Source organism: Mesorhizobium sp. KR9-304 (assembly GCF_040049215.1).
In the GTDB taxonomy this organism is placed as follows: domain Bacteria; phylum Pseudomonadota; class Alphaproteobacteria; order Rhizobiales; family Rhizobiaceae; genus Mesorhizobium_K.
Genome location: NZ_JBDZDN010000001.1, coordinates 274,018 through 292,625, shown reverse-complemented (window position 1 = coordinate 292,625; position 18,608 = coordinate 274,018). Strand labels below are relative to the sequence as shown.

The 18,608-nt window shown below is 64.3% G+C and carries 20 protein-coding genes; 10 read left to right on the top strand and 10 right to left on the bottom strand.

Translation table 11 applies throughout. From position 1 onward, the window contains the following. Positions 1-6 precede the first annotated feature (6 nt). The 8 genes from dhaM to ABLE71_RS01420 all read right to left on the bottom strand — a co-directional run bounded on the left by dhaM (position 7) and on the right by ABLE71_RS01420 (position 6,675). Positions 7-396: a dihydroxyacetone kinase phosphoryl donor subunit DhaM gene (dhaM, locus tag ABLE71_RS01455; protein ID WP_348781600.1), complete on the bottom strand. Its 390-nt coding sequence runs from the start codon at positions 394-396 to the stop codon at positions 7-9. Next, a complete protein-coding gene (gene dhaL, locus ABLE71_RS01450) occupies positions 393-1,016 on the bottom strand; it encodes a dihydroxyacetone kinase subunit DhaL (protein ID WP_348781599.1) in 624 nt (207 codons plus the stop codon). Before dhaL ends, dhaM begins: the two co-directional genes overlap by 4 nt. Then, positions 1,013-2,029: an ABC transporter ATP-binding protein gene (locus ABLE71_RS01445; protein WP_348781598.1), complete on the bottom strand. Its 1,017-nt coding sequence runs from the start codon at positions 2,027-2,029 to the stop codon at positions 1,013-1,015. The genes dhaL and ABLE71_RS01445 overlap by 4 nt, the downstream gene beginning before the upstream one ends. Then, positions 2,022-3,131 (bottom strand): ABC transporter ATP-binding protein, encoded by a 1,110-nt coding sequence (locus ABLE71_RS01440; RefSeq protein ID WP_348781597.1) that lies wholly within the window; start codon positions 3,129-3,131, stop codon positions 2,022-2,024. The genes ABLE71_RS01445 and ABLE71_RS01440 overlap by 8 nt, the downstream gene beginning before the upstream one ends. A 3-nt stretch (positions 3,132-3,134) precedes the next feature. Further along, positions 3,135-3,341 (bottom strand): hypothetical protein, encoded by a 207-nt coding sequence (locus ABLE71_RS01435; protein ID WP_348781596.1) that lies wholly within the window; start codon positions 3,339-3,341, stop codon positions 3,135-3,137. After that, positions 3,338-4,285 carry a carbohydrate ABC transporter permease gene (locus tag ABLE71_RS01430; RefSeq protein ID WP_348781595.1) on the bottom strand — a complete coding sequence of 316 codons (948 nt, stop codon included), beginning with the start codon at positions 4,283-4,285 and terminating at the stop codon, positions 3,338-3,340. The genes ABLE71_RS01435 and ABLE71_RS01430 overlap by 4 nt, the downstream gene beginning before the upstream one ends. After that, positions 4,282-5,250 carry a sugar ABC transporter permease gene (locus tag ABLE71_RS01425; RefSeq protein ID WP_348781594.1) on the bottom strand — a complete coding sequence of 323 codons (969 nt, stop codon included), beginning with the start codon at positions 5,248-5,250 and terminating at the stop codon, positions 4,282-4,284. Before ABLE71_RS01425 ends, ABLE71_RS01430 begins: the two co-directional genes overlap by 4 nt. Before the next feature lie 93 nt (positions 5,251-5,343). Continuing rightward, positions 5,344-6,675 (bottom strand): extracellular solute-binding protein, encoded by a 1,332-nt coding sequence (locus ABLE71_RS01420; RefSeq protein ID WP_348781593.1) that lies wholly within the window; start codon positions 6,673-6,675, stop codon positions 5,344-5,346. Between the two features lie 333 nt (positions 6,676-7,008). Here ABLE71_RS01420 and ABLE71_RS01415 point away from each other — a divergent pair, with 333 nt between their 5' ends. From ABLE71_RS01415 to ABLE71_RS01370, 10 genes are all read left to right on the top strand, one after another. After that, on the top strand, positions 7,009-7,833 hold the full coding sequence (locus tag ABLE71_RS01415) for an AraC family transcriptional regulator (protein WP_348781592.1): 825 nt from the start codon (positions 7,009-7,011) through the stop codon (positions 7,831-7,833). A gap of 95 nt (positions 7,834-7,928) precedes the next feature. Next, positions 7,929-8,369, top strand: a complete 441-nt coding sequence (locus ABLE71_RS01410) for an SRPBCC family protein (RefSeq protein WP_348781591.1) — start codon at positions 7,929-7,931, stop codon at positions 8,367-8,369. A 13-nt stretch (positions 8,370-8,382) separates the two neighbouring features. After that, positions 8,383-9,168 (top strand): FAD binding domain-containing protein, encoded by a 786-nt coding sequence (locus ABLE71_RS01405; protein WP_348781590.1) that lies wholly within the window; start codon positions 8,383-8,385, stop codon positions 9,166-9,168. 36 nt (positions 9,169-9,204) lie between these two features. Next, the gene (locus tag ABLE71_RS01400; RefSeq protein ID WP_348781589.1) at positions 9,205-9,687 is read left to right on the top strand and encodes a (2Fe-2S)-binding protein; all 483 of its coding nucleotides are present in this window, start codon (positions 9,205-9,207) and stop codon (positions 9,685-9,687) included. Positions 9,688-9,697: 10 nt separating this feature from the next. Continuing rightward, positions 9,698-11,062 carry a xanthine dehydrogenase family protein molybdopterin-binding subunit gene (locus ABLE71_RS01395; RefSeq protein WP_348781588.1) on the top strand — a complete coding sequence of 455 codons (1,365 nt, stop codon included), beginning with the start codon at positions 9,698-9,700 and terminating at the stop codon, positions 11,060-11,062. A 3-nt stretch (positions 11,063-11,065) separates the two neighbouring features. Further along, positions 11,066-12,079, top strand: a complete 1,014-nt coding sequence (locus ABLE71_RS01390; RefSeq protein WP_348781587.1) for a molybdopterin cofactor-binding domain-containing protein — start codon at positions 11,066-11,068, stop codon at positions 12,077-12,079. A gap of 7 nt (positions 12,080-12,086) precedes the next feature. Continuing rightward, on the top strand, positions 12,087-12,962 hold the full coding sequence (locus ABLE71_RS01385) for a MoxR family ATPase (RefSeq protein WP_348781586.1): 876 nt from the start codon (positions 12,087-12,089) through the stop codon (positions 12,960-12,962). After that, positions 12,959-14,098: a VWA domain-containing protein gene (locus tag ABLE71_RS01380; RefSeq protein ID WP_348781585.1), complete on the top strand. Its 1,140-nt coding sequence runs from the start codon at positions 12,959-12,961 to the stop codon at positions 14,096-14,098. Before ABLE71_RS01385 ends, ABLE71_RS01380 begins: the two co-directional genes overlap by 4 nt. Continuing rightward, the gene (locus ABLE71_RS01375) at positions 14,098-14,985 is read left to right on the top strand and encodes an amidohydrolase (protein ID WP_348781584.1); all 888 of its coding nucleotides are present in this window, start codon (positions 14,098-14,100) and stop codon (positions 14,983-14,985) included. Before ABLE71_RS01380 ends, ABLE71_RS01375 begins: the two co-directional genes overlap by 1 nt. A gap of 117 nt (positions 14,986-15,102) precedes the next feature. Beyond that, positions 15,103-16,530 (top strand): aldehyde dehydrogenase family protein, encoded by a 1,428-nt coding sequence (locus ABLE71_RS01370; protein ID WP_348781583.1) that lies wholly within the window; start codon positions 15,103-15,105, stop codon positions 16,528-16,530. A 46-nt stretch (positions 16,531-16,576) separates the two neighbouring features. On the opposite strand, the gene ABLE71_RS01365 is transcribed toward ABLE71_RS01370, so the two are convergent. Both ABLE71_RS01365 and ABLE71_RS01360 read right to left on the bottom strand, forming a co-directional pair. Further along, entirely contained in the window at positions 16,577-17,851 is a 1,275-nt protein-coding gene (locus ABLE71_RS01365) for a cysteine desulfurase-like protein (RefSeq protein ID WP_348781582.1), read from the bottom strand. Positions 17,852-17,882: 31 nt separating this feature from the next. After that, positions 17,883-18,554, bottom strand: a complete 672-nt coding sequence (locus ABLE71_RS01360; RefSeq protein ID WP_348781581.1) for an amino acid ABC transporter permease — start codon at positions 18,552-18,554, stop codon at positions 17,883-17,885. Positions 18,555-18,608: the final 54 nt, after the last annotated feature.

Below are 18,608 nucleotides of genomic sequence, written 5' to 3'. Positions count from 1 at the left end.
GTCCGTTCATGCTGGCGCAAGCTCGTGCGCGGTCGCCACGACTTCCTTCAGCGATGCCCCGCCGGACGCTTCCGTTGCGGCCATCACCGCGCCCTCGACGATCGGCGCATTGCATATCACGATGCGGCTCGACCGCGGCTCGCCGATCATCTCGACCGCCATCTCGCTGTTGGTTTCCGCGCCGCCGAGATCGACGAGGATCGCGACGCCGGCTTCCGACCAGGCCCTGTCGATGGCCTCCATGATCGCGCCGACCTGCGTACCGAGTCCGCCGTCGGGATTGCCGCCGCACCAGGCGAGCGGCACCTCCTCGCCGACCATCTGGCGCACCATGTCGGCCGTGCCTTCGGCGACCTTGGGCGAGTGCGAGACGATGACGATGCCGACATTCTTCATGCGCCGGACTCCAGCGTTTCCGCCACCGCGCGCACGATCAGCGCCGTCGATCGCGCACCGGGGTCGATGTGGCCGATCGAACGGTCGCCGAGGAATGACGCCCGGCCGCGTATGGCCTTCATGGGTTTGGTCGCCTCGGCTGCCTGATCCGCGGCATCCGCAACCTCGCGCGCGCTCTTGCCCGCCGAGACTGCCGCCTGCACCGGATAAAGCACGTCCAGCATCGTCTTCTGGCCGGCCTGCGATTTTCCTCGTGCGGCGACCGCGTCGATCGACTTCGCCAGCGCCGCCGCCAGGTCGGCGCGGCCTGGATCGGCGGGCAGCTCCTTGCCGAGGCTCATGAACAGCGTACCGAACAGCGGGCCGGAAGCGCCGCCGACAGTCATCACCAGCTTGGTGCCGATGGCCTTCAATGCCTCGGGCAGGGGTTTTTCTGCAAGCGCCGCCGTTTCGGCGCGTACCGCCTCGAAGCCGCGCTTCATGTTCAGCCCGTGGTCGCCGTCTCCGATCGCCTGGTCGAGCGTTGTCAGCTCGTCGGCATGCGCCGCGATCATGTCGGCGACATCGGTGATCAGGGCCGTAAGATCGAACTTCGTCATGGCCGCGGCTTCCATCGTCATCCCGTAATCCTGTTGCCCGCGCCGTCGAAATAGAGCGGCGCTTTCAGCCGGATCGTAACCCGGTCGCCCTTCTCGAACAGCGTATCCGGGTCGGTCAACGTCACCAGTTTGCGATTCCCGACCGTCAGATGCAGGTGGTTCTGGTCGCCCAGATGCTCGACCCAGTCAACTGTGCCGTCGGCATGGCCGTTTGCCGCCTTGCGGATCGTCAGATGTTCCGTGCGCGCACCGATCGTTTTCGTTCCGGCCGGTGCCGCCGCTTCCGGCAACAGGTCGGCGGGCAAAAGGTTGATCGCCGGCTGCCCGAGGCGGGCCGCGACATGCAGGTTCGCCGGCTCCATGTAGATCTCTCTGGGCGTGCCGAGCTGCACCAGCCGGCCATCGGCGAGGATGCCGATGCGGTCGGCCATCGTCATCGCCTCGATCTGGTCGTGGGTGACGTAGAGCATGGTGGAGAAAAGCTCGGCCTGGATGCGTTTCAGTTCCAGCCTGAGGTCGCCGCGCAGCTTGGCGTCCAGCGAGGACAGCGGCTCGTCCATCAGGTAGATCGCGGGCTTCCTCACCAGCGCGCGGCCGATGGCGACGCGCTGCATCTCGCCGCCCGAAAGCCGGGTCGACTTGTTCTCAAGCTTGTGATCGATGCGCACCAGCTTGGCGACTTCCAGGACACGGCTGTTGATCTGGGTCTCCGACCATTTGCGGGCAGGCGAACGCAGCGGGAAAGCGAGGTTCTCGTACACGGTGAGGTGCGGGTAGAGCGAGTATTGCTGGAACACGAAGGCGACGTCGCGCACCGCAGGCGCAAGCTGTGTCACGTCGCGCCCGCCGATCACGATCGAGCCGCTGTCCGGCCGCTCCAGCCCGGCGATGAGCCGCAACGTCGTCGTCTTGCCGGCCCCGGTCGGTCCCAGCAGCACGACGAACTCGCCGTCCTTGATGCTCAGCGTCAGGTCGTCGACGGCCTGGGTGTCGCCGAAGGCCTTGGACACGCCGCGCAGCGAAACGTCAGCCATGCGCCGGTCCTCCTTGCGCGCCTTCTCTGACCCCCGTGCGGATTGCCCGGCCGGACGCCCGCTCGAACAGCGACAGACGCGGGGCGTTGAACGTAAGCCCGACCGGTTCGCCCATGCGCAGCGGGATGTCGGCCGGAACGCGCGCCTTGACCATTCCGTCCGCCGTCTCGACGGCGACGATCTGCGTCGTGCCAAGATATTCGGTGCCGTAGATCGAGCCGCGAAGCTTCGAGGCATCGTCGAAGCGGATATGCTCCGGCCTCACCCCGAGCGCGAAATCGGCCGGCGCGAAATCCTCGCGGATTTCAGGAACGGCAACGCTGGCGCCTTGGACAACGATCTCCTTGGCGCCCTTCTGCAATCCACCGCCGAATTTCAGGAAGTTCATCGGCGGCGAGCCGATGAAATCGGCGACGAACATCGTCGCCGGGTGGTCGTAGATCTCCTTCGGCGAGCCGAACTGCTCGATCACGCCGTGGTTCATGACCGCGATCTTGTCGGCCATGGACATCGCTTCCAGCTGGTCATGCGTGACATAGACCGTGGTCGCGTGGATGCGGTTGTGCAACTCGCGCAACTCATGCACCATCAGATCGCGGAACTCCGCATCCAGCGTGCCGAGCGGCTCGTCCATCAGGAAACATTTCGGGCGCCTGACGATGGCGCGGCCGAGCGCCACGCGCTGGCGGTCGCCGCCGGCCAGCCCGGATACGGGCTTGTCCAGCAGGTGGTCGATCCTGAGCAGCTTCGCCGTCTCCTCGACGCGCTGTCGTATCTCGGCCTTCGGCATGCCTTGCGCGAGCAGCGGGAAACCCATGTTCTTGCGCACGTTCATATGCGGGTAGAGCGCGAAGAGCTGGAACACGAAGGCGATGTCGCGCTCGCGGGCGCGCAGCATGGTGACGTCGTCGCCGCCAAGCAGGATTTGCCCGCCGGTCGGCAGTTCCAGCCCGGCGATCATCCTCAGCGTCGTCGTCTTGCCGCAGCCCGACGGCCCGAGCATGACGAAGAACTCGCCGTCGTTGACGACGAAGTTCGAGTCCTGGACCGCGACGAACGCTCCGAACTCTTTCCTGAGGTTCTGGACGCGAATTTCCGCCATCGCCTACTCCGGAAACTTCGAGACGATGATGAACATTGCGGTGCCGAACAGCATGGTGATGAACGACCATGTGTAGAGCGACAGCGCGAAGGGCTGGAACAGCATCAGGAAGCCGATCCCGATGATCGCCGTGGCGATGTTTTCGAGCAGTCCCCTGCGGAGCATGCGGGGCCAGTTCGAACGGCGTTTCCTTGTCGTGGCCGTGCTCATTTGCGCACCGCCCCGAATGTGATGCCGCGCAGCAGCTGTTTTCTGAGCAGGATCGTGAACACCAGGATCGGCACCAGGAACACCGTCGTTCCCGCCGCCACCGCCGGCCAGTCCTGCCCGCCTTCGCCGATGATGGTCGGGATGAAGGGCGGGGCGGTCTGCGCCGTGCCGGACGTGAGCAGCGACGCGAAGGCGTATTCGTTCCAGGCGAAGATCAGGCAGAAGATCGCCGTCGCGGCGATGCCGGTCGTCGCCTGCGGCAGCACCACCTTGCGAAACGCCTGCAGCCGCGTGTAGCCGTCGATCATGGCGGCTTCCTCGTATTCCCTGGGGATCTCGTCGATGAAGCCCTTGAGCAGCCACACCGCCAGCGACACGTTCACCGCCGTGTAGAGCAGGATCATGCCGAGAGCCGTGTCCGAAAGGCCGAGCTCGCGGTACATGAGATAGATCGGGATCGCCACTGCGATCGGCGGCATGAAGCGCGTCGACAGGATGAAGAACAGCAGGTCGTCGGCCAGCGGCACCTTGAAGCGCGAGAAGCCATAGGCCGCGAGCGTGCCCAGGAACACCGCGCAGAAGGTCGAGCCGAAGGCGATGATCAGCGAATTGACGAAACGCGGCAGGAAGTTCGACGGCCCCGCGATCACCATGTTGCGCTTGCGCGTGGTCTCGTCGCAAAAGCTCGTCGCCGGCGGCAGCGAGTTGATGTATTCCGCCGTCTGCCGCGTGCGGGTCGTGAACAGGTTGCAGTAGCCCTCGATCGACGGCGTAAACAGCACCTTCGGCGGATAGGCGATCGAATCCGGCGGCGTCTTGAAGCTGGTCGCGAAGATCCAGAACAGCGGGATCATCGAGATCAGCGCATAGACGACCACCAGCGTGCCTGCGACCCGCTTCGAGGTGACGCTCGGCTCGACGACCGAATGGGCGGCGGCGCTCATCGGCTTTTCACCCTGTTCAGCACCTTGACGTATATGTTGGCGAGCCCGAAGACCGCGACGAACAGAATGATGGCGAAGGCCGACGAGAAGCCGGTGCGCCATTTCTCGAAGGCTTCGCGCTTCAGCGTGATGGACGCAACCTCCGTCGTCGAGCCGGGCCCGCCGCCGGTCAGGAGGTTCACCATGTCGAACATCTTGAAGTTCTCGATGCCGCGGAAGAGCACCGCGAGCATGATGAAGGGCAGCGCCATCGGCAGCGTGATCGACCAGAACTGCCGCCAGTTGGAGGCGCGGTCGACCTCGGCGGCTTCGTAAATATAGTCGGGGATCGAGCGCAGGCCGGCGAGGCAGATCAGCATCACGTAGGGCGTCCACATCCAGGTATCGACAATGATGATCGCCCACGGCGCCAGCGTCACGTTGGACAGCATCAATATGTCGGTGGTGGGGATGCCGGTGAAGAACGAGACGACATAGGTGAACAGTCCGATCTGCGGCTCGTAGAGGAAGCGCCAGAAATTGCCGACCACCGCCGGCGACAGCATCATCGGCACTAGGATGATGGTCGTCCAGAAGGCGTGGCCGCGGAACTTGCGGTCGATCAGATAGGCGAGGCTGAAGCCGATCAGCGTCTGCAGCGCGATCGTCCAGAACACGAAATGCGCGGTCGCCTGCATGGCGATCCAGGTGTCGGTGTCGTTCAGGATGCGCGAATAATTCGAGAGCCCGATGTTCTTGATCGGCTCGTTCGGGCGGTTCGCCCGATAGTTGGTGAAGGAAAGCTGGATCGCCCAGATCAGCGGAAAGATGTTGATCGCCAAGAGCAGGATGATCGTTGGCGCGATGAAGATCCACGCGACCATCCGGTCCGAAAGACCCTTGACGCGCTTGGCCAGGCTGTCGGGCGTCGCCCGTGCCGCAGCTTCCGCCGCCCGATCCAGTATCGACGTGGTGGTGTCGGTCACGACAGGTTTTCCGCTGGGCAAGTCTTGCATGTCTCTGATGTCTCCGCCCCGCGCCACTCTACATGGCGCGGGGCGGGCTTGGGAGGACGAAGCTTACATCTTTCCGTCGTCCTGGAAGACTTCCGTCCAGTCGGCCACGAGGCCGTCGAGCGCTTCCTTCGCGGTGCCCTGTCCGGCCACCACATAGTCGTGGAAGCGTTTCTGCGAAGCCTGCAGCAGCGAGGCGTAGCTCGGCTCGGCCCAGAAGTCCTTCACGATCGCCATGGAGTCGAGGAAGGTCTTCGCGTAGGGCTGGCTGGCCTCGAAGGTCGGGTCTTCGACGACCGACTTCAGGCAGGAGAAGCCACCGAGCGACCACCACTTCTTCTGCACGTCGGTCGTGGCGAACCACTTGATGTACTGCAGCGCGGCGTCCTGCTGGTCGGAATAGGAAACGACCGAGATGCCCTGGCCGCCGAGCTGTGCGAACTTCTCGCCGTCCGGTCCGGCCGGGTTGGCGAAGAAGCCGACCTTGTCGCCGCCGACCGACTCGTCCTTCTGCAGGCCGGGCCATGTGAAGGCGAAGTTCATGTGCATCGCCACCTGGCCGGATTTGAAGGCGTCGATGCCTTCGCCCATGTAGCTGTTCGATGCGCCGGGCGGCGTGCAGCAATCATAGAGAGACTTGTAGAATTCGAGGCCTTTCACCGACTTCTCGGAGTTGACGAAGCCTTCCATGTCATAGGGCTTGTCCGGGTTGTCGTATTTGAAGCCGTAGGAATAGAGCACGTCCATGACGCCCATGGTGACGCCTTCGGAGCCGCGCTCGGTGTAGATCGATGCGCCGTAGACTTTCTTGCCGTCGACGTCGCGATTCTGGAAGAATTCTGCAATGTCCTTCAACTCGGCAAAGGTCGCGGGCACGGCCAGATCACGGCCATATTTTTCCTTGAACGCCGCCTGAATTTCCGGCTTGGCGAACCAATCCTTGCGATAGGTCCAGCCGACCACGTCGCCAAAGGCCGGCAGCGACCAGTAGTTCTCGGTGCCCTTCGGCCATTGCGAATAGCCGACGACGGTGGCGTCGACGAAGTCGCTCATCTTGATTCCTTCCTTGTCGAAGAAATCGTTGAGCTTGACGTAGTGGCCGTTCTCGGCCGAGCCGCCGATCCACTGGCTGTCGCCGATGATCAGGTCGCAGAGCTTGCCCTTGGAGTTGAGCTCGTTGAGGAACCGGTCGGCGTAGTTGGTCCACGGAACGAACTCGAATTTCATGCCGATGCCGGTCTGCGCGGTAAAGTCCTTCGATAGTTCGACCAGCGCGTTCGCCGGGTCCCAAGCGGCCCAGCAGAGCGTCAGGTCTTCAGCCTGCGAAGCGCCCGTCATGGCGGACGAGGCGAGTAGCCCCGCAGCCAGGCCAAGCAACATTTTCAGCGTCGATTTCATGCCTTCCTCCCATTAGCGAAACGCGTCCGGATGACGGTTTCAGAACTCGAACCCCTCTCCTCAGGGGTCTCAAACCGCAGACTGCGATGTTGAGTAATTTGTTTAGTTGAAACAGAATTTACTAAACACGCAAGAGGGAAAATGTGTTGCACTGCACCATTGATGCGGGAGGTGGCAGGCACGGCTGCGTATTGACGATCCGCCGCGCGCACCGCAGTATTTTCGCGAAGCGGGGCCACGCATGGAAGCAATTCCAGGAAAAGTGGAAACCGGTTTTCCGTCGGGAATTGCGACCGGACTGGAACACCCTACGGAGCCCCGGGGAGGAAGCAGATGGCCACCTCGATCCGGCTCTTTCGCGGAGCATTCGGGCACGTTTCGGTGCTCAATGTCGCCAGCGATTTCGTCACTCACGCCCATGCCGAGGCCCACATCATCCTCTGGCTCGACGGCGCCGCCGGCGAGATGACCGTCGGCGAGGAAAAAGTTCTGCTCGGCCCGAATGTCGCGGCCGGCATAAACTCGTTCCAGCCGCACAGCCACGCGCTTTCCGCCGACGGACGCGCCGGAAAATTCCTCGCCTTCTATTTCGATCCGGAATGGTTCTACCGGCGTCGCGGCGTGCCCTCGGGCCAGCCAATCTTCGCCTCCGCGACGGTGCCCATCGACCCGTGGCTGCATCGCGCCGCGGTGATGCTCTACGAGGAGCTCAACGGCGGCGACATCGACGACCTGGGAATGTACGAAGTCGAGCGGCTGATCGACAGCCTGGCGGACGCCGCCGATTCCATTCGTCCGCGCCGCGCGCGCTCAGCCGGGAACGATGGCATCGACTACCGCGTGCTCAAGGCTATCGAGCTGATGAAGGCCAATGTGCGCGAGCGCATCTGCTTCGACGAGGTGGCGAAGGCTGTCGGCCTGTCGCGGCCGCATTTCTTTGCGCTGTTCAAGGAGCAGACCAGCCTCACGCCCAACGTCTACTGGAACACGCTGCGCATGCAGGAGGCGCTGAGGCAGCTGCAATGGTCGCGCGAGCCGCTCACCTCGGTCGCCTGGAACCTCGGCTTCACCACGCAGGGCAATTTCACGCGCTTCTTCCGCGATCATGCCGGCGTGCCGCCGACGCTCTACCGCGAGGCGATGCAAAGCGCGGTCTGAATTTTCAGACGGATCGATAAGCGATCGAGACGCATTGATAAGCGCGCGCTTCAGGCGTGCGCTAGACTCCCCGGTGAGCATCGAGGGAGGATTGCGTGGCAAAGGTAAGGATTTCGAGCGTCATCGACGCGCCGATCGAGAAGGTCTGGGCGCGTATTCGCGATTTCAACGGACTGCCGAGCTGGCATCCCCGCATGGTCGAGAGCGAGATCGAGGGCGGCAGGAAGGCGACCGACATCGGCGCGGTGCGCAAGTTCAAGCTGGCGTCCGGTCCTATTGTCCGCGAGCGGCTCGACGCCTTTTCCGACGATGATTTCCTCACCACCTACGCGATCATCGAGCACCCGGCTCCGATTACCAACCACACGGCGACGCTGAAACTCGAGCGCATCACCGATGGCGACAGGACCTATGCGGTCTGGACGTCGCAGTTCGACGCGCCGGCCGAGAAGGCGGACGAAATGGCCAAGGGCATGGGCGAGAACGTCTTCCAGGGCGGTTTCAACGCGCTGAAGAGCTTCTTCTCGGGCAAATGATGTGGAGGGCGCGATGCCGCTTGCCCTGAAAACCTATCCGACACTCGCAGAAGCCGGCTTGGCGCTGAAGGACGCCGGCGCGCGCTATCTTGGCGGTGGCACGCTGGTGGTTCGCGCTGCCAACGAGGGAGATATCTCGCTCTCGACCTTCGTGCGCTCGACCGATCCGACACTCTCGACGATCACGGTTGAAGGCGGCAAGGCGATGATAGGCGCGTCCGTCACCATGTCGGCGATTTCCGGCCACCCCGGCCTGTCTGCCATCTCAAAGGCGGCGAAGGCGGTCGGCGGCCCGGCGATCCGCAACATGGCGAGCGTGGGCGGCAATCTTTTCGCGCAGTCGCCTTACGGCGATTTTGCAGTGGCGCTTCTGGCGCTCGACGCGGCGGTCCACACGACGGCAGGTGATCTCGGCATCGAGGAATTCCTCGCCGGCCGTGACGGCAAGGTTGTGGCCTCGGTGAGCTTCGCCGTGCCGTCGGCTGAAAAATTCCGCTTCCTCAAGGTGACGCGTGTGAAGCCGAAAGGCGTGTCAGTGCTGAGCATCGCAGCCGTCATCGATATGGACGGCGGCACAGTGAAGAGCGCGCGGGTCGCGCTGGGATGCATGGCCGACCGCCCTATCCGCGCCAAGGCGGCGGAGAAGGCGCTAGTCGGCGCAACGCTTTCGGAAGGGGTCGTTGCAAAGGCAGTGGCGGCGGTCGGGGAGGGGACAAGCCCGATCACCGACGCCATTGCCAGCGCCTGGTATCGCGCGGAGGTTCTACCCGTGCATTTCCGCCGGCTGCTTTTGGAGTAGCCGGCAGCAAAGTTCGGACAACGCCAGGGAGGAAACATGGCGAAGGTTCCTGTCCAGTTCAATCTCAACGGCGAGGAGAAGGCCGAGTTCGTCGATAGCGGCGCGACCCTGATCAAGGTGCTGCGCGACAAGCTCGGCGACACCTCGCCCAAGGGTGGCTGCCACCAGGGCACCTGCGGCGCATGCTCGGTCATGATCGATGGCGAGCTGAAGCTTTCCTGCCTCACGCTCGCCGAGACATGCGAGGGCGCCGACATCCTCACCAATGGCGGGCTCTCCAGGGATGGCGTGCTGCACCCGCTGCAGCGCGCTTTCATGGACGAGTTTGCCGCGCAGTGCGGCTTCTGCACATCAGGCATGATCATGGCCGCCAAGGCGCTGCTCGACCGCACGCCTAACCCGTCGCGCGAAGAGGTCGTCGAGGCGCTGTCGGGAAACATCTGCCGCTGCACCGGCTACGAGCCGATCATCCGCGCCGTGTTGACCGCCGCGCGCTCCAATTCGCAGAACGCGGCCTGAGGAAACGCAGATGGAACTCGCCAAGAGCTATTTCGCCGATGAGCGCAAGGACGATCTGAAGCAACTCGGCCAGGGTCTTCAGCGCTCGGATGTTTCCGGCCATGTGACCGGCAAGACGACCTATTTCGCCGACCGCACTTTTCCGAACATGCTCTATCTCAAGATGGTGCGCAGCCCCCACCACCACGCCCGCATCAGGAGCGTCGACACGTCCGAGGCGGAGAAGCACCCCGGCGTCTACCGCGTGCTCACGCACAAGGACATACCGCACAACCTCTACACCATCCTCATCCTGATTCAGGTCGGGCCGGAGGACGAGCATGTGCTGGCCGAAGACAAGGTGCGCTGGAAGGGCGAGGCCGTGGTCGCGGTGCTCGCCGACAGCGAGCGTGCCGCCAGCGAGGCGGCCGCCAAGGTCAAGATCGACTACGAGATTCTGCCCGCCGTGCTCGACATCGAGGCCGCGCTGGCGCCCGGCGCGCCCATCGTCAACGAGCATCACGGTCAGAACCACTACATGTACGACAGCGGCCCGTCGCGGAAGGTGCGCTTCGGCGATGTCGAAAAGGGTTTTGCCGAGGCCGACCACATCCTCGAACAGACCTATTGGTCCTCGCCGATCGAGCAGGCGCCGCTGGAGACGACCGGCTGCATCGTCACACCCGAGGGCAACGACCGCTTCACCTGCCACACCAACACGCAGGCGATGTTCTTCACTCTCGACAACACCTCGATCATCCTGCAGATGGCCGGCCACAAGCTGCACATGGTGGGCGGCACCGTCGGCGGCGGCTTCGGCGGCAAGGTCGACGTTACAGTCGAGCCGATCGCCATCCTCGCTGCCAAGCTGACGGGCCGTCCGGTCAGCTTTATCTACTCGCGCTATGAGGAAATGCAGATCTCTTCACCCCGCGCGGCCGAGAAGATCGTGCTCAAGGACGGCGTCATGAACGACGGCCGGTTGATCGCCCGCCAGGTCACCGGCTACACCGACGCCGGCGCCTATTCGCGCCACTCGCCCTACGGCGCGCAGAAGGGCGCGGCCCACTATCCCGGCCCCTACACTGTGCCGAACGTGTGGGTCGATACATGGTGCGTCTACACCAACCGCACTCCGTCCTCAGCCATGCGCGGCTTCGGCGTCACCATCGCCGACTTTGCACTCGAAGTGCAGATGGACAAGCTCGCCCGGCTGATCGGCATGGACCCGCTGGAGTTCCGTTTCATCAATGCCTACCGCGACGGCGACATGAAGGCGCATCGCCAGCCGACCACGGGCGCCGCACTCATCGAATGCATGCAGGAAGCCTCTCGCGTCGCCAACTGGCCTGTGGCGGAGAAGTACCTGAATATGTCGTCCTACAAGGAGGGTTGAGCGATGGCGATCCGGCGCGGCCGCGGCGTTGCGGCGATCAACTACCCGACCGGCATGAACCTCGGCGGCGACCCCAGCCAGGCGCTGGTGCATTCGACGCCGACCGGTAATTTCATGGTCACGCTGTCCTCGGTCGACCTCGGCCAGGGGCTGAAGCAGGTGATGGCGCAGATCTGCGCCGAGACGATCGGCGTCAAGACCGAGCAGGTCATCATCGACACGGCAGACACCGACACCGGCCCGCACTGCATGGGCACCTTCGCCTCGCGCGGGACGCACCGCATCGGCAACGCCGTCATCCAGGCGGCGAAGGAAGCGCGCCAGGTCATGCTGGAGGTTGCCGCCGAGGCGCTGGAAGTCGATGCCGGCGACCTCGACACCGATGGCGAGGGCAACATCCACGTCAAGGGCGCGCCGCAGAAGTCGATCTCGATCTTCGACACCGCGCTGATGGCGCATTTCAAGCTTGGCCGCTCGATCTCGGGTCGCGGTATGTTCCTCGTCCCGCGCTCCTACCCTGAAGTCGAGACCGGCGCGATGAAACCGTCGACCTGCTACGCGCATGCATGCACGGTCGCCGAAGTCGACGTCGACGACGAGACCGGCGAGGTCACCGTCGTCTCCGTCAAGAACGTCTTCGAGATCGGCCGCGCGCTGAACCCCAGGATGGTCGAGCAGCAACTCGTCGGCGGTTCCTGGATGGGCATTTCGCATGCGCTCTACGAGACGACCGAGCCCTACTATCCGAGCCGCGACCACGCCGGCACCGACTTCAACGAATATCTGATGCCGGGACCGGGCGACATCGCGCCGACCGAGATCGTGGTGCTGGAGCGTCCTGCCGAGGACGGCCCCTACGGCGCCAAGGGTCCCGGCGAGATGTGCGCCAACCCGCAGATCCCCGCGTTGGCCAATGCCGTCTTCGACGCGGTCGGCGTGCGCATCGACACGATGCCCATCACGCCGGAACGGATTCTCAGGGCGCTGAAGGAACAGCGCGCCGCCGGCGCGCATTGAAGCTGCGATGACGAACAGGGCCTCGCCGACGGAATCCCCCGAAGCGCTCGCCTCCGGCCTCGCCGCCATGAACTATCTGGCCGACGATGGCCTCGCGACCGCGATCTTCCTCGCCATCCGTCTGGGCAAGCCGCTGCTGCTCGAGGGCGCGCCGGGCGTCGGCAAGACGGAGGCGGCGAAGGCTATCGCAAAACTCCTCTCGCGCGAGCTCGTCCGATTGCAGTGCTACGAGGGCATCGACGCCGCGCACGCGCTCTACGAATGGAACTACCAGCGCCAGCTCCTCGCCATCCGCCGGGCCGGCGAGCGTGAGGTCGACATTTACGACGATCGTTTCCTGATCGCGCGCCCTTTGCTGCAGGTTCTGCAGGATCCCGGGCGCAGAATGCTGCTTGTCGACGAAATCGACCGCTCGGATCACGAGTTCGAGGCGCTGCTGCTTGAGTTCCTTTCCGATTTCCAGATCACGATTCCCGAGCGCGGAACGATCGTGTCGCCAAGCCAGCCGCTTGTCGTGCTGACCTCCAACCGCACGCGCGAGCTTGCCGAGGCGCTGCGCCGCCGCTGCGTCTACCACTGGATCGCCTATCCGGATGCACAGCGCGAAGCCGCGATCATCATGCTGCGCGCCGGCGACGTCGCCGAAGTCACCGCCCGCGCGGTGGCGAAAGCGGTCGGCGAAATCCGTGCAAAACCGCTGGCGAAGCCCCCCGGCATCGCCGAGGCGGTCGAATGGGCAAACGCCGCGACCATTCTGGAAAAGGGCGGCAGCCCTTGGCCGGAAGCCTTCCGCCGCGCGCTCGGGGTGCTGATCAAGGACGAGGAGGACATGAGCTTCCTCAATCCCGAACTCGACCGCATCCTCGAAAAGGCGCTGGCGTGACACCGGCGAGCGAACTGCCGCGCGCGGTGCGTCCCTTCGCCGGATTTGCAAGGCATATCAGGCGTTTCGGCTTCCCGGTCGCCGGCGAGCAGGCCATTGCCTTCATGCAGGGTGTGATGCTGCTCGGCCCCCGCTCAATGGAGGATATTCGCCAAGCCGCCCTTGCGACGCTTAGCCCCCCGCATGACCGTATCGCCGAGTTCGACGCGCTCTTTCGCGGCTTTTTCTACGGCGAGGCGACCGTCACGGTGGATGCCGAGGGCGACGAGGACACCGAGGTCAAGGACGACGGTGGCGTCGAGCAGGAAGGCGAGGAGCCCGAGTTCCGGCAGGAGGAAAGCGGCGAGTCCGCATCCGCCATTGAGCGCCTCGGCCACCGCTCCTTTCAGACCGACCGCGAGGCGCTTGCCGGCTTCCGCCGGGCGCTGCCCTCGGCCCTGCCGCAGCGCCGGTCCTTCCGTTCCGTGCGAACCAATTCGCGCGGCAAGCTCGACCTCCGCCGCGCGCTGCGCTCTATAGTGCGCGCCGACGGCGACGTGCCCACGCCGCCGCTCCGCCGTCGCCCGACGGTTTCGCGTAGGCTGCTGATCCTGATCGACATATCCGGCTCCATGAAGGTGCATACCGGCGACTATCTCAAGCTCGCGCACACGGCAGTGCAGGCGGCCGACCGCTGCGAGGTTTTCACGCTCGGCACGCGGCTGACGCGGGTCACGCGCGCACTCAAGATCCGCGACCTCGATGCCGCACTGGAGCGTACGGCGGCTCTGGTCGATGATTGGGACGGCGGCACGCGCATCGGCCCGACGCTGCTTGCTTTCCTCTCCGTGCCGCGCTTTGCCGCCTTCGCGCGAGGCGCGGCGATTGTGCTCTTGTCGGACGGGCTGGAGCGCGGCGACCACACCGAGATGGAGACGGCGCTGCGCCGGCTTGGCGCGCGCGCCTTCCGCCTCTCGCTTTGTACGCCTCTTGCCGGCGATCCCCGCTTTTCGCCGCGGACCGCAGCGCTGAAGACGATCCTGCCCTGCCTCGACGATCTGGTCGACGGCTCGTCGCTGCCCGGTCTCGCCGACTTCATACTGACGCTCGCCCGGCCGGCGCCCTCGGCTGCAACCGTTTGGAGGAGAAGCCTCTGATGCAGAAAGCCATCGATTCGCATTTCCACATCTGGCGGCAAAAGGACCAGCCCTGGCTGGTCGGGCCGATGGTGCCGCGCATCTTCGGGTCCTACGAGGCGATCCGCCGCGACTATCCGATCGAGGAGTTTCTTGCAGACCAGAAGGGCTCCGGCGTCGAGAAGGCGGTCTATGTGCAGACCAATTGGGCAAAGGAGGACTTCGAAAAGGAAGTCGCGTTCCTCACCGAGACCGCGAAGCGAAGCGGCTGGCCGCATGCGATTGTAGGCTATGCAGACATGACCGTGGACGACGTGCGCCCGCAAATCGACAGGCTGAAGAAATATCCGCTGCTTCGCGGCGTTCGCATGCAGCTTCATTGGCACGAGACGCCGGCCTTCCGCTTCGCCAAGTCGGCCGACCAGGTGATCGATCCGGTGGTGAAAAAGAACGTCGCGCGGCTGAAGGATTACGGCCTCTCCTTCGATCTCCAGCTTTTCCCTGCGCAGATGAAGGACGGGCTCGAGCTCGTCGGCGAGAATCCCGAGACCGACTTCATACTCACCCATACTGGCATGCTGACCGATCTCGCCGAGCCTGTCGTCGAGGAGTGGAAGGCCGGGCTACGGACGCTCGCCAAGGCGCCGAACCTCTACGCAAAGCTTTCCGGGCTCGGCACCTTCGCCCATCGCAACGATCCTGAGGTCATAGGCACCGTGATCGACAACGCGATCGAGATACTTGGCAGCGACCGGCTGATGTTCGGGTCCAACTTCCCGATCGAGAAGCTCTGGACCAGCCATGCCGCGCTGATCGCCGCCCACCGCGCGGCGGTCGCCAGGCATGGACCGAAGGCCGAAGCCGACATTTTCTGGAACACGGCCGAGCGTGTCTATCGTCCGGCCTGACGCCTTCTTGCAAGGCCGATTGTCGTGGCGGCGACATGGCACGGACGCGCTTGTTGCGCTATAGGCGCGGCCTAGTGCTAAGTCGTCGCCGGAAACGATCGAAAAGGCATGCAGTCCATGAGCAACCACCAGAAATTCTACATCGACGGCAAATGGGTCGACCCGGCCGCACCGAAACTGCTCGACGTCATCGATCCCTCGACCGAGGAGGCCTATACCCAGATTTCGGTCGGTGCGAAGGCCGATGTCGATCGCGCCGTGGCGGCGGCCAAGGCGGCGTTCCCGACGTTCTCGCTGACCACCAAGGAAGAGCGGTTGGCGCTGCTTCGCCGCATCCTCGAAGTCTACAACGAGCGCTACGAGGACATCGCGCAGGCCGTCAGCTACGAAAACGGTTCGCCCATTAGCTGGGCGCGCGACGCGCAGGCCTGGGCGGGCAGGGCGCATATGGAATCGACGATCAAGGCGCTTGAGGACTACGAGTTCAGCGAACGCCGCGGCACCACCATGGTGGTCAAGGAACCGATCGGCGTCTGCGCGCTGATCACGCCGTGGAACTGGCCGCTCAACCAGATCGTCTGCAAGGTGGCTCCGGCGATCGCAGCTGGCTGCACCATGGTGTTGAAGCCCTCCGAGGTCGCGCCGATCTCCGGCATCGTCTTCTCCGAGGTGATGGACGCCGCCGGCGTGCCAAAGGGCGTCTACAATATGGTCAACGGCACCGGCTCGGATGTCGGCCAGGTCATGGCCGGTCATCCCGACGTCGACATGGTCTCGTTCACCGGCTCCACCCGCGCCGGCATCATCGTCGCCAAGACGGCGGCGGATACGGTGAAGCGCGTCGCGCAGGAGCTCGGCGGCAAGTCGGCCAACATCATCCTGCCCGACGCCGATTTCGAACGCGCGGTGCGCAAGGGCGTCGAGGGATGCTTCGGCAACAGCGGCCAGTCCTGCGACGCGCCGACGCGCATGCTGGTGCCCGCCGCGCGCCACGACGAGGCGCTCGAGATCGCCAAGAAATCGGCCGAATCCCACAAGGTCGGCGACCCGCGTTCCGAGGACACCAAGCTTGGGCCGGTGGTCAGCGAGATCCAGTTCAACAAGATCCAGGGCCTGATCGAGAAGGGCATCGCGGAGGGCGCGACGCTGGTGACCGGCGGTCCCGGCCGGCCGGAGCACCTCAATCGCGGCTATTATGTGCGTCCGACCGTGTTCGGCCATGTGAAGCCCGGCATGACGATCGAGAAGGAGGAAATCTTCGGGCCGGTGCTTTCGGTCGTCTCCTACGAGGACGAGGATGACGCGGTGAAGATCGCCAACGACACGGTCTACGGGCTGGCCGCCTATGTCCAGTCGAAGAATATCGAGCATGCCCGCGCGGTCGCGTTGCGGCTGCGCGCCGGCCAGGTCTCGATCAACTATCCCGAGTGGGACACCTTCGCGCCCTTCGGCGGCTACAAGCAGTCAGGCAACGGCCGCGAATATGCCGACTGGGCGATCCACGATTTCCTCGAGATTAAGGGCATCATCGGCTACGGGGAGTAGAAGCGCTCTCTCTCGCCCTCGAGGGGAAGGGGTGGCCGGGCGCCGCTCACCCCAGCTTGGCGATCACAGCCTTCAGCGCCTCGCCGAAACGGCGGACCTCGTCGAGCGTGTTGTAGTGCACCAGCGAGGCGCGGATGGCGCCGGAGTCCATCGACAGGTTCAGCCGCTTCATCAACCTGGGCGCGTACATGTGTCCGTCGCGGATGCCGATCTCGCGGCTGGCCATCTCCTCGACTATCCGCTGCGGCGACAGTGTTCCGATGTTGAAGCAGAAGGTCGGCACGCGCTCGTCGAGACGCGCTTCGTCGGCAACGCCGTAGATGGTCGCGCCGCATTCCTTGAGCACCTTCATCATCGCCCGCGCCAGCACCAGTTCATAGGCGCGAATGGCGCCCATGCCGGCGGCGATGTTCTCGCGCCGCGTGCGGTTGTTCGAGGGCGCGAAGTTGCGGCCGATCGATTCCAGATAATGCACGGCCGCGTCCATGCCGGCGACATTCTCGTAGACGAATGTGCCGGCCTCGACCTTGTAGGGCGGTTCGTCGGGAATGAAGTCCTCGCGGAAGGTCGGCAGCCGCTTCAGGAGGTCGAAGCGGCCCCACAGGAAACCCATGTGCGGCGAGAAATTCTTGTAGCCCGAGCAGACGAGATAGTCGCAGTCCCAGGCCTGCACGTCGATCAGCCCGTGCGGCCCGTAATGCACGCAGTCGAGGAACACTTCGGCGCCCGCGGCGTGCGCGATCTTCGCAACCGAAGCAACATCGACGATCGAGCCGATCGAATGCGCCGTCACCGTGCAGGCGACGAGCCGCGTGCGGTCGCCGACCAGCGGCTTCAGATCGTCGACATGCAAATTGCCGTCCTCGCGCATGCGCCACCAGACAAACTTCGCGCCCTGCGCTTCGAGCGCCAGCCATGTCGCGATGTTGGCGTCGTGATCCATGTCGGTGACGATGATTTCGTCGCGGCGGCCGTCACGGGCGATCATCTGGCCGATGCCGAGGCTGACCAGCCGGATGAACGAGGTGGCGTTCATGCCGAAACAGATCTCGGCCGGGTTCTGGGCGTTGATGAGCAGCGCCACGCTCTCGCGCGCTTCGGCGACCGACTGGTCGACCTTGACGCTCCGCCCGTAGCGGCCGCCGCGCTGCACGTTGTGCGAGACGAGATGGTCGGTCACCGCGTCGAGCACGCTCTGCGGGATCTGCGCACCGGCGGCGTTGTCGAGGAAGATGAAATCGCCGGCCTTCTGCAGGGCAGGGAACATGGCGCGGATTTTCTCGACCGGGAAGGAGTCGGCGGCGGATCGGTGCTGGTTCACGTGAAATCCTCTGGTCTTTTGTCTGATTGCGCTAGCGCACGGCGGCCTTGCTGCGCTTCTCCAGGTAGCCGACGAGGCGCACCATCGGCCAAAGGAAGGCGAGATAGACGAGCGCGGCGCCGATCAGGGGTGATGGGTTAGCGTAGAGCGCCTGCGCGTCGTTGGCCTCCTTGAGGAGCTCGGGCAGGGCGACCGTGGAAGCCAGCGACGTGTCCTTGAACATTGACACGCAGTTGCTGGTTGCAGGCGGAATGACGACACGCACCGCCTGCGGAAGGATGACCTTGTAGAGCGTCTGCAGGAAGGTCAGGCCGAGCGCGTGAGCCGCTTCGAACTGGCCGTTGGGGATGCTCTCTATGCCGGAGCGGAAAACCTCCGCCGAATAGGCCGACATGATGAAGGTGAAGGCCAGCGTCGCCGACACCCACGACGAGAAGCGGATGCCGACAAACGGCAAGGCATAATAGATCAGGATCAGGACGACCAGCACGGGCATGGCGCGGAAGATGTCGATATAGCCGATGACCAGCCAGCGGAACGGCTTTGGCCCGTAGAGCCGCACCAGGCTGATCGCCAGCCCGACCGGGATGCCGATGCCGATGGCGAGCGCGCCCAGCAGCAGCGTGTTGAAGAAGCCGCGCATCAGGGCCGGAAAGGCCGAGAGCATGACCTGGCCGTTGAAGAATGTATCGAGCAACGTCATCCTGCGTCCCCCTGAAAAAATCGTGCCGGCGTTGCGCCGGCACGATCAACCGCG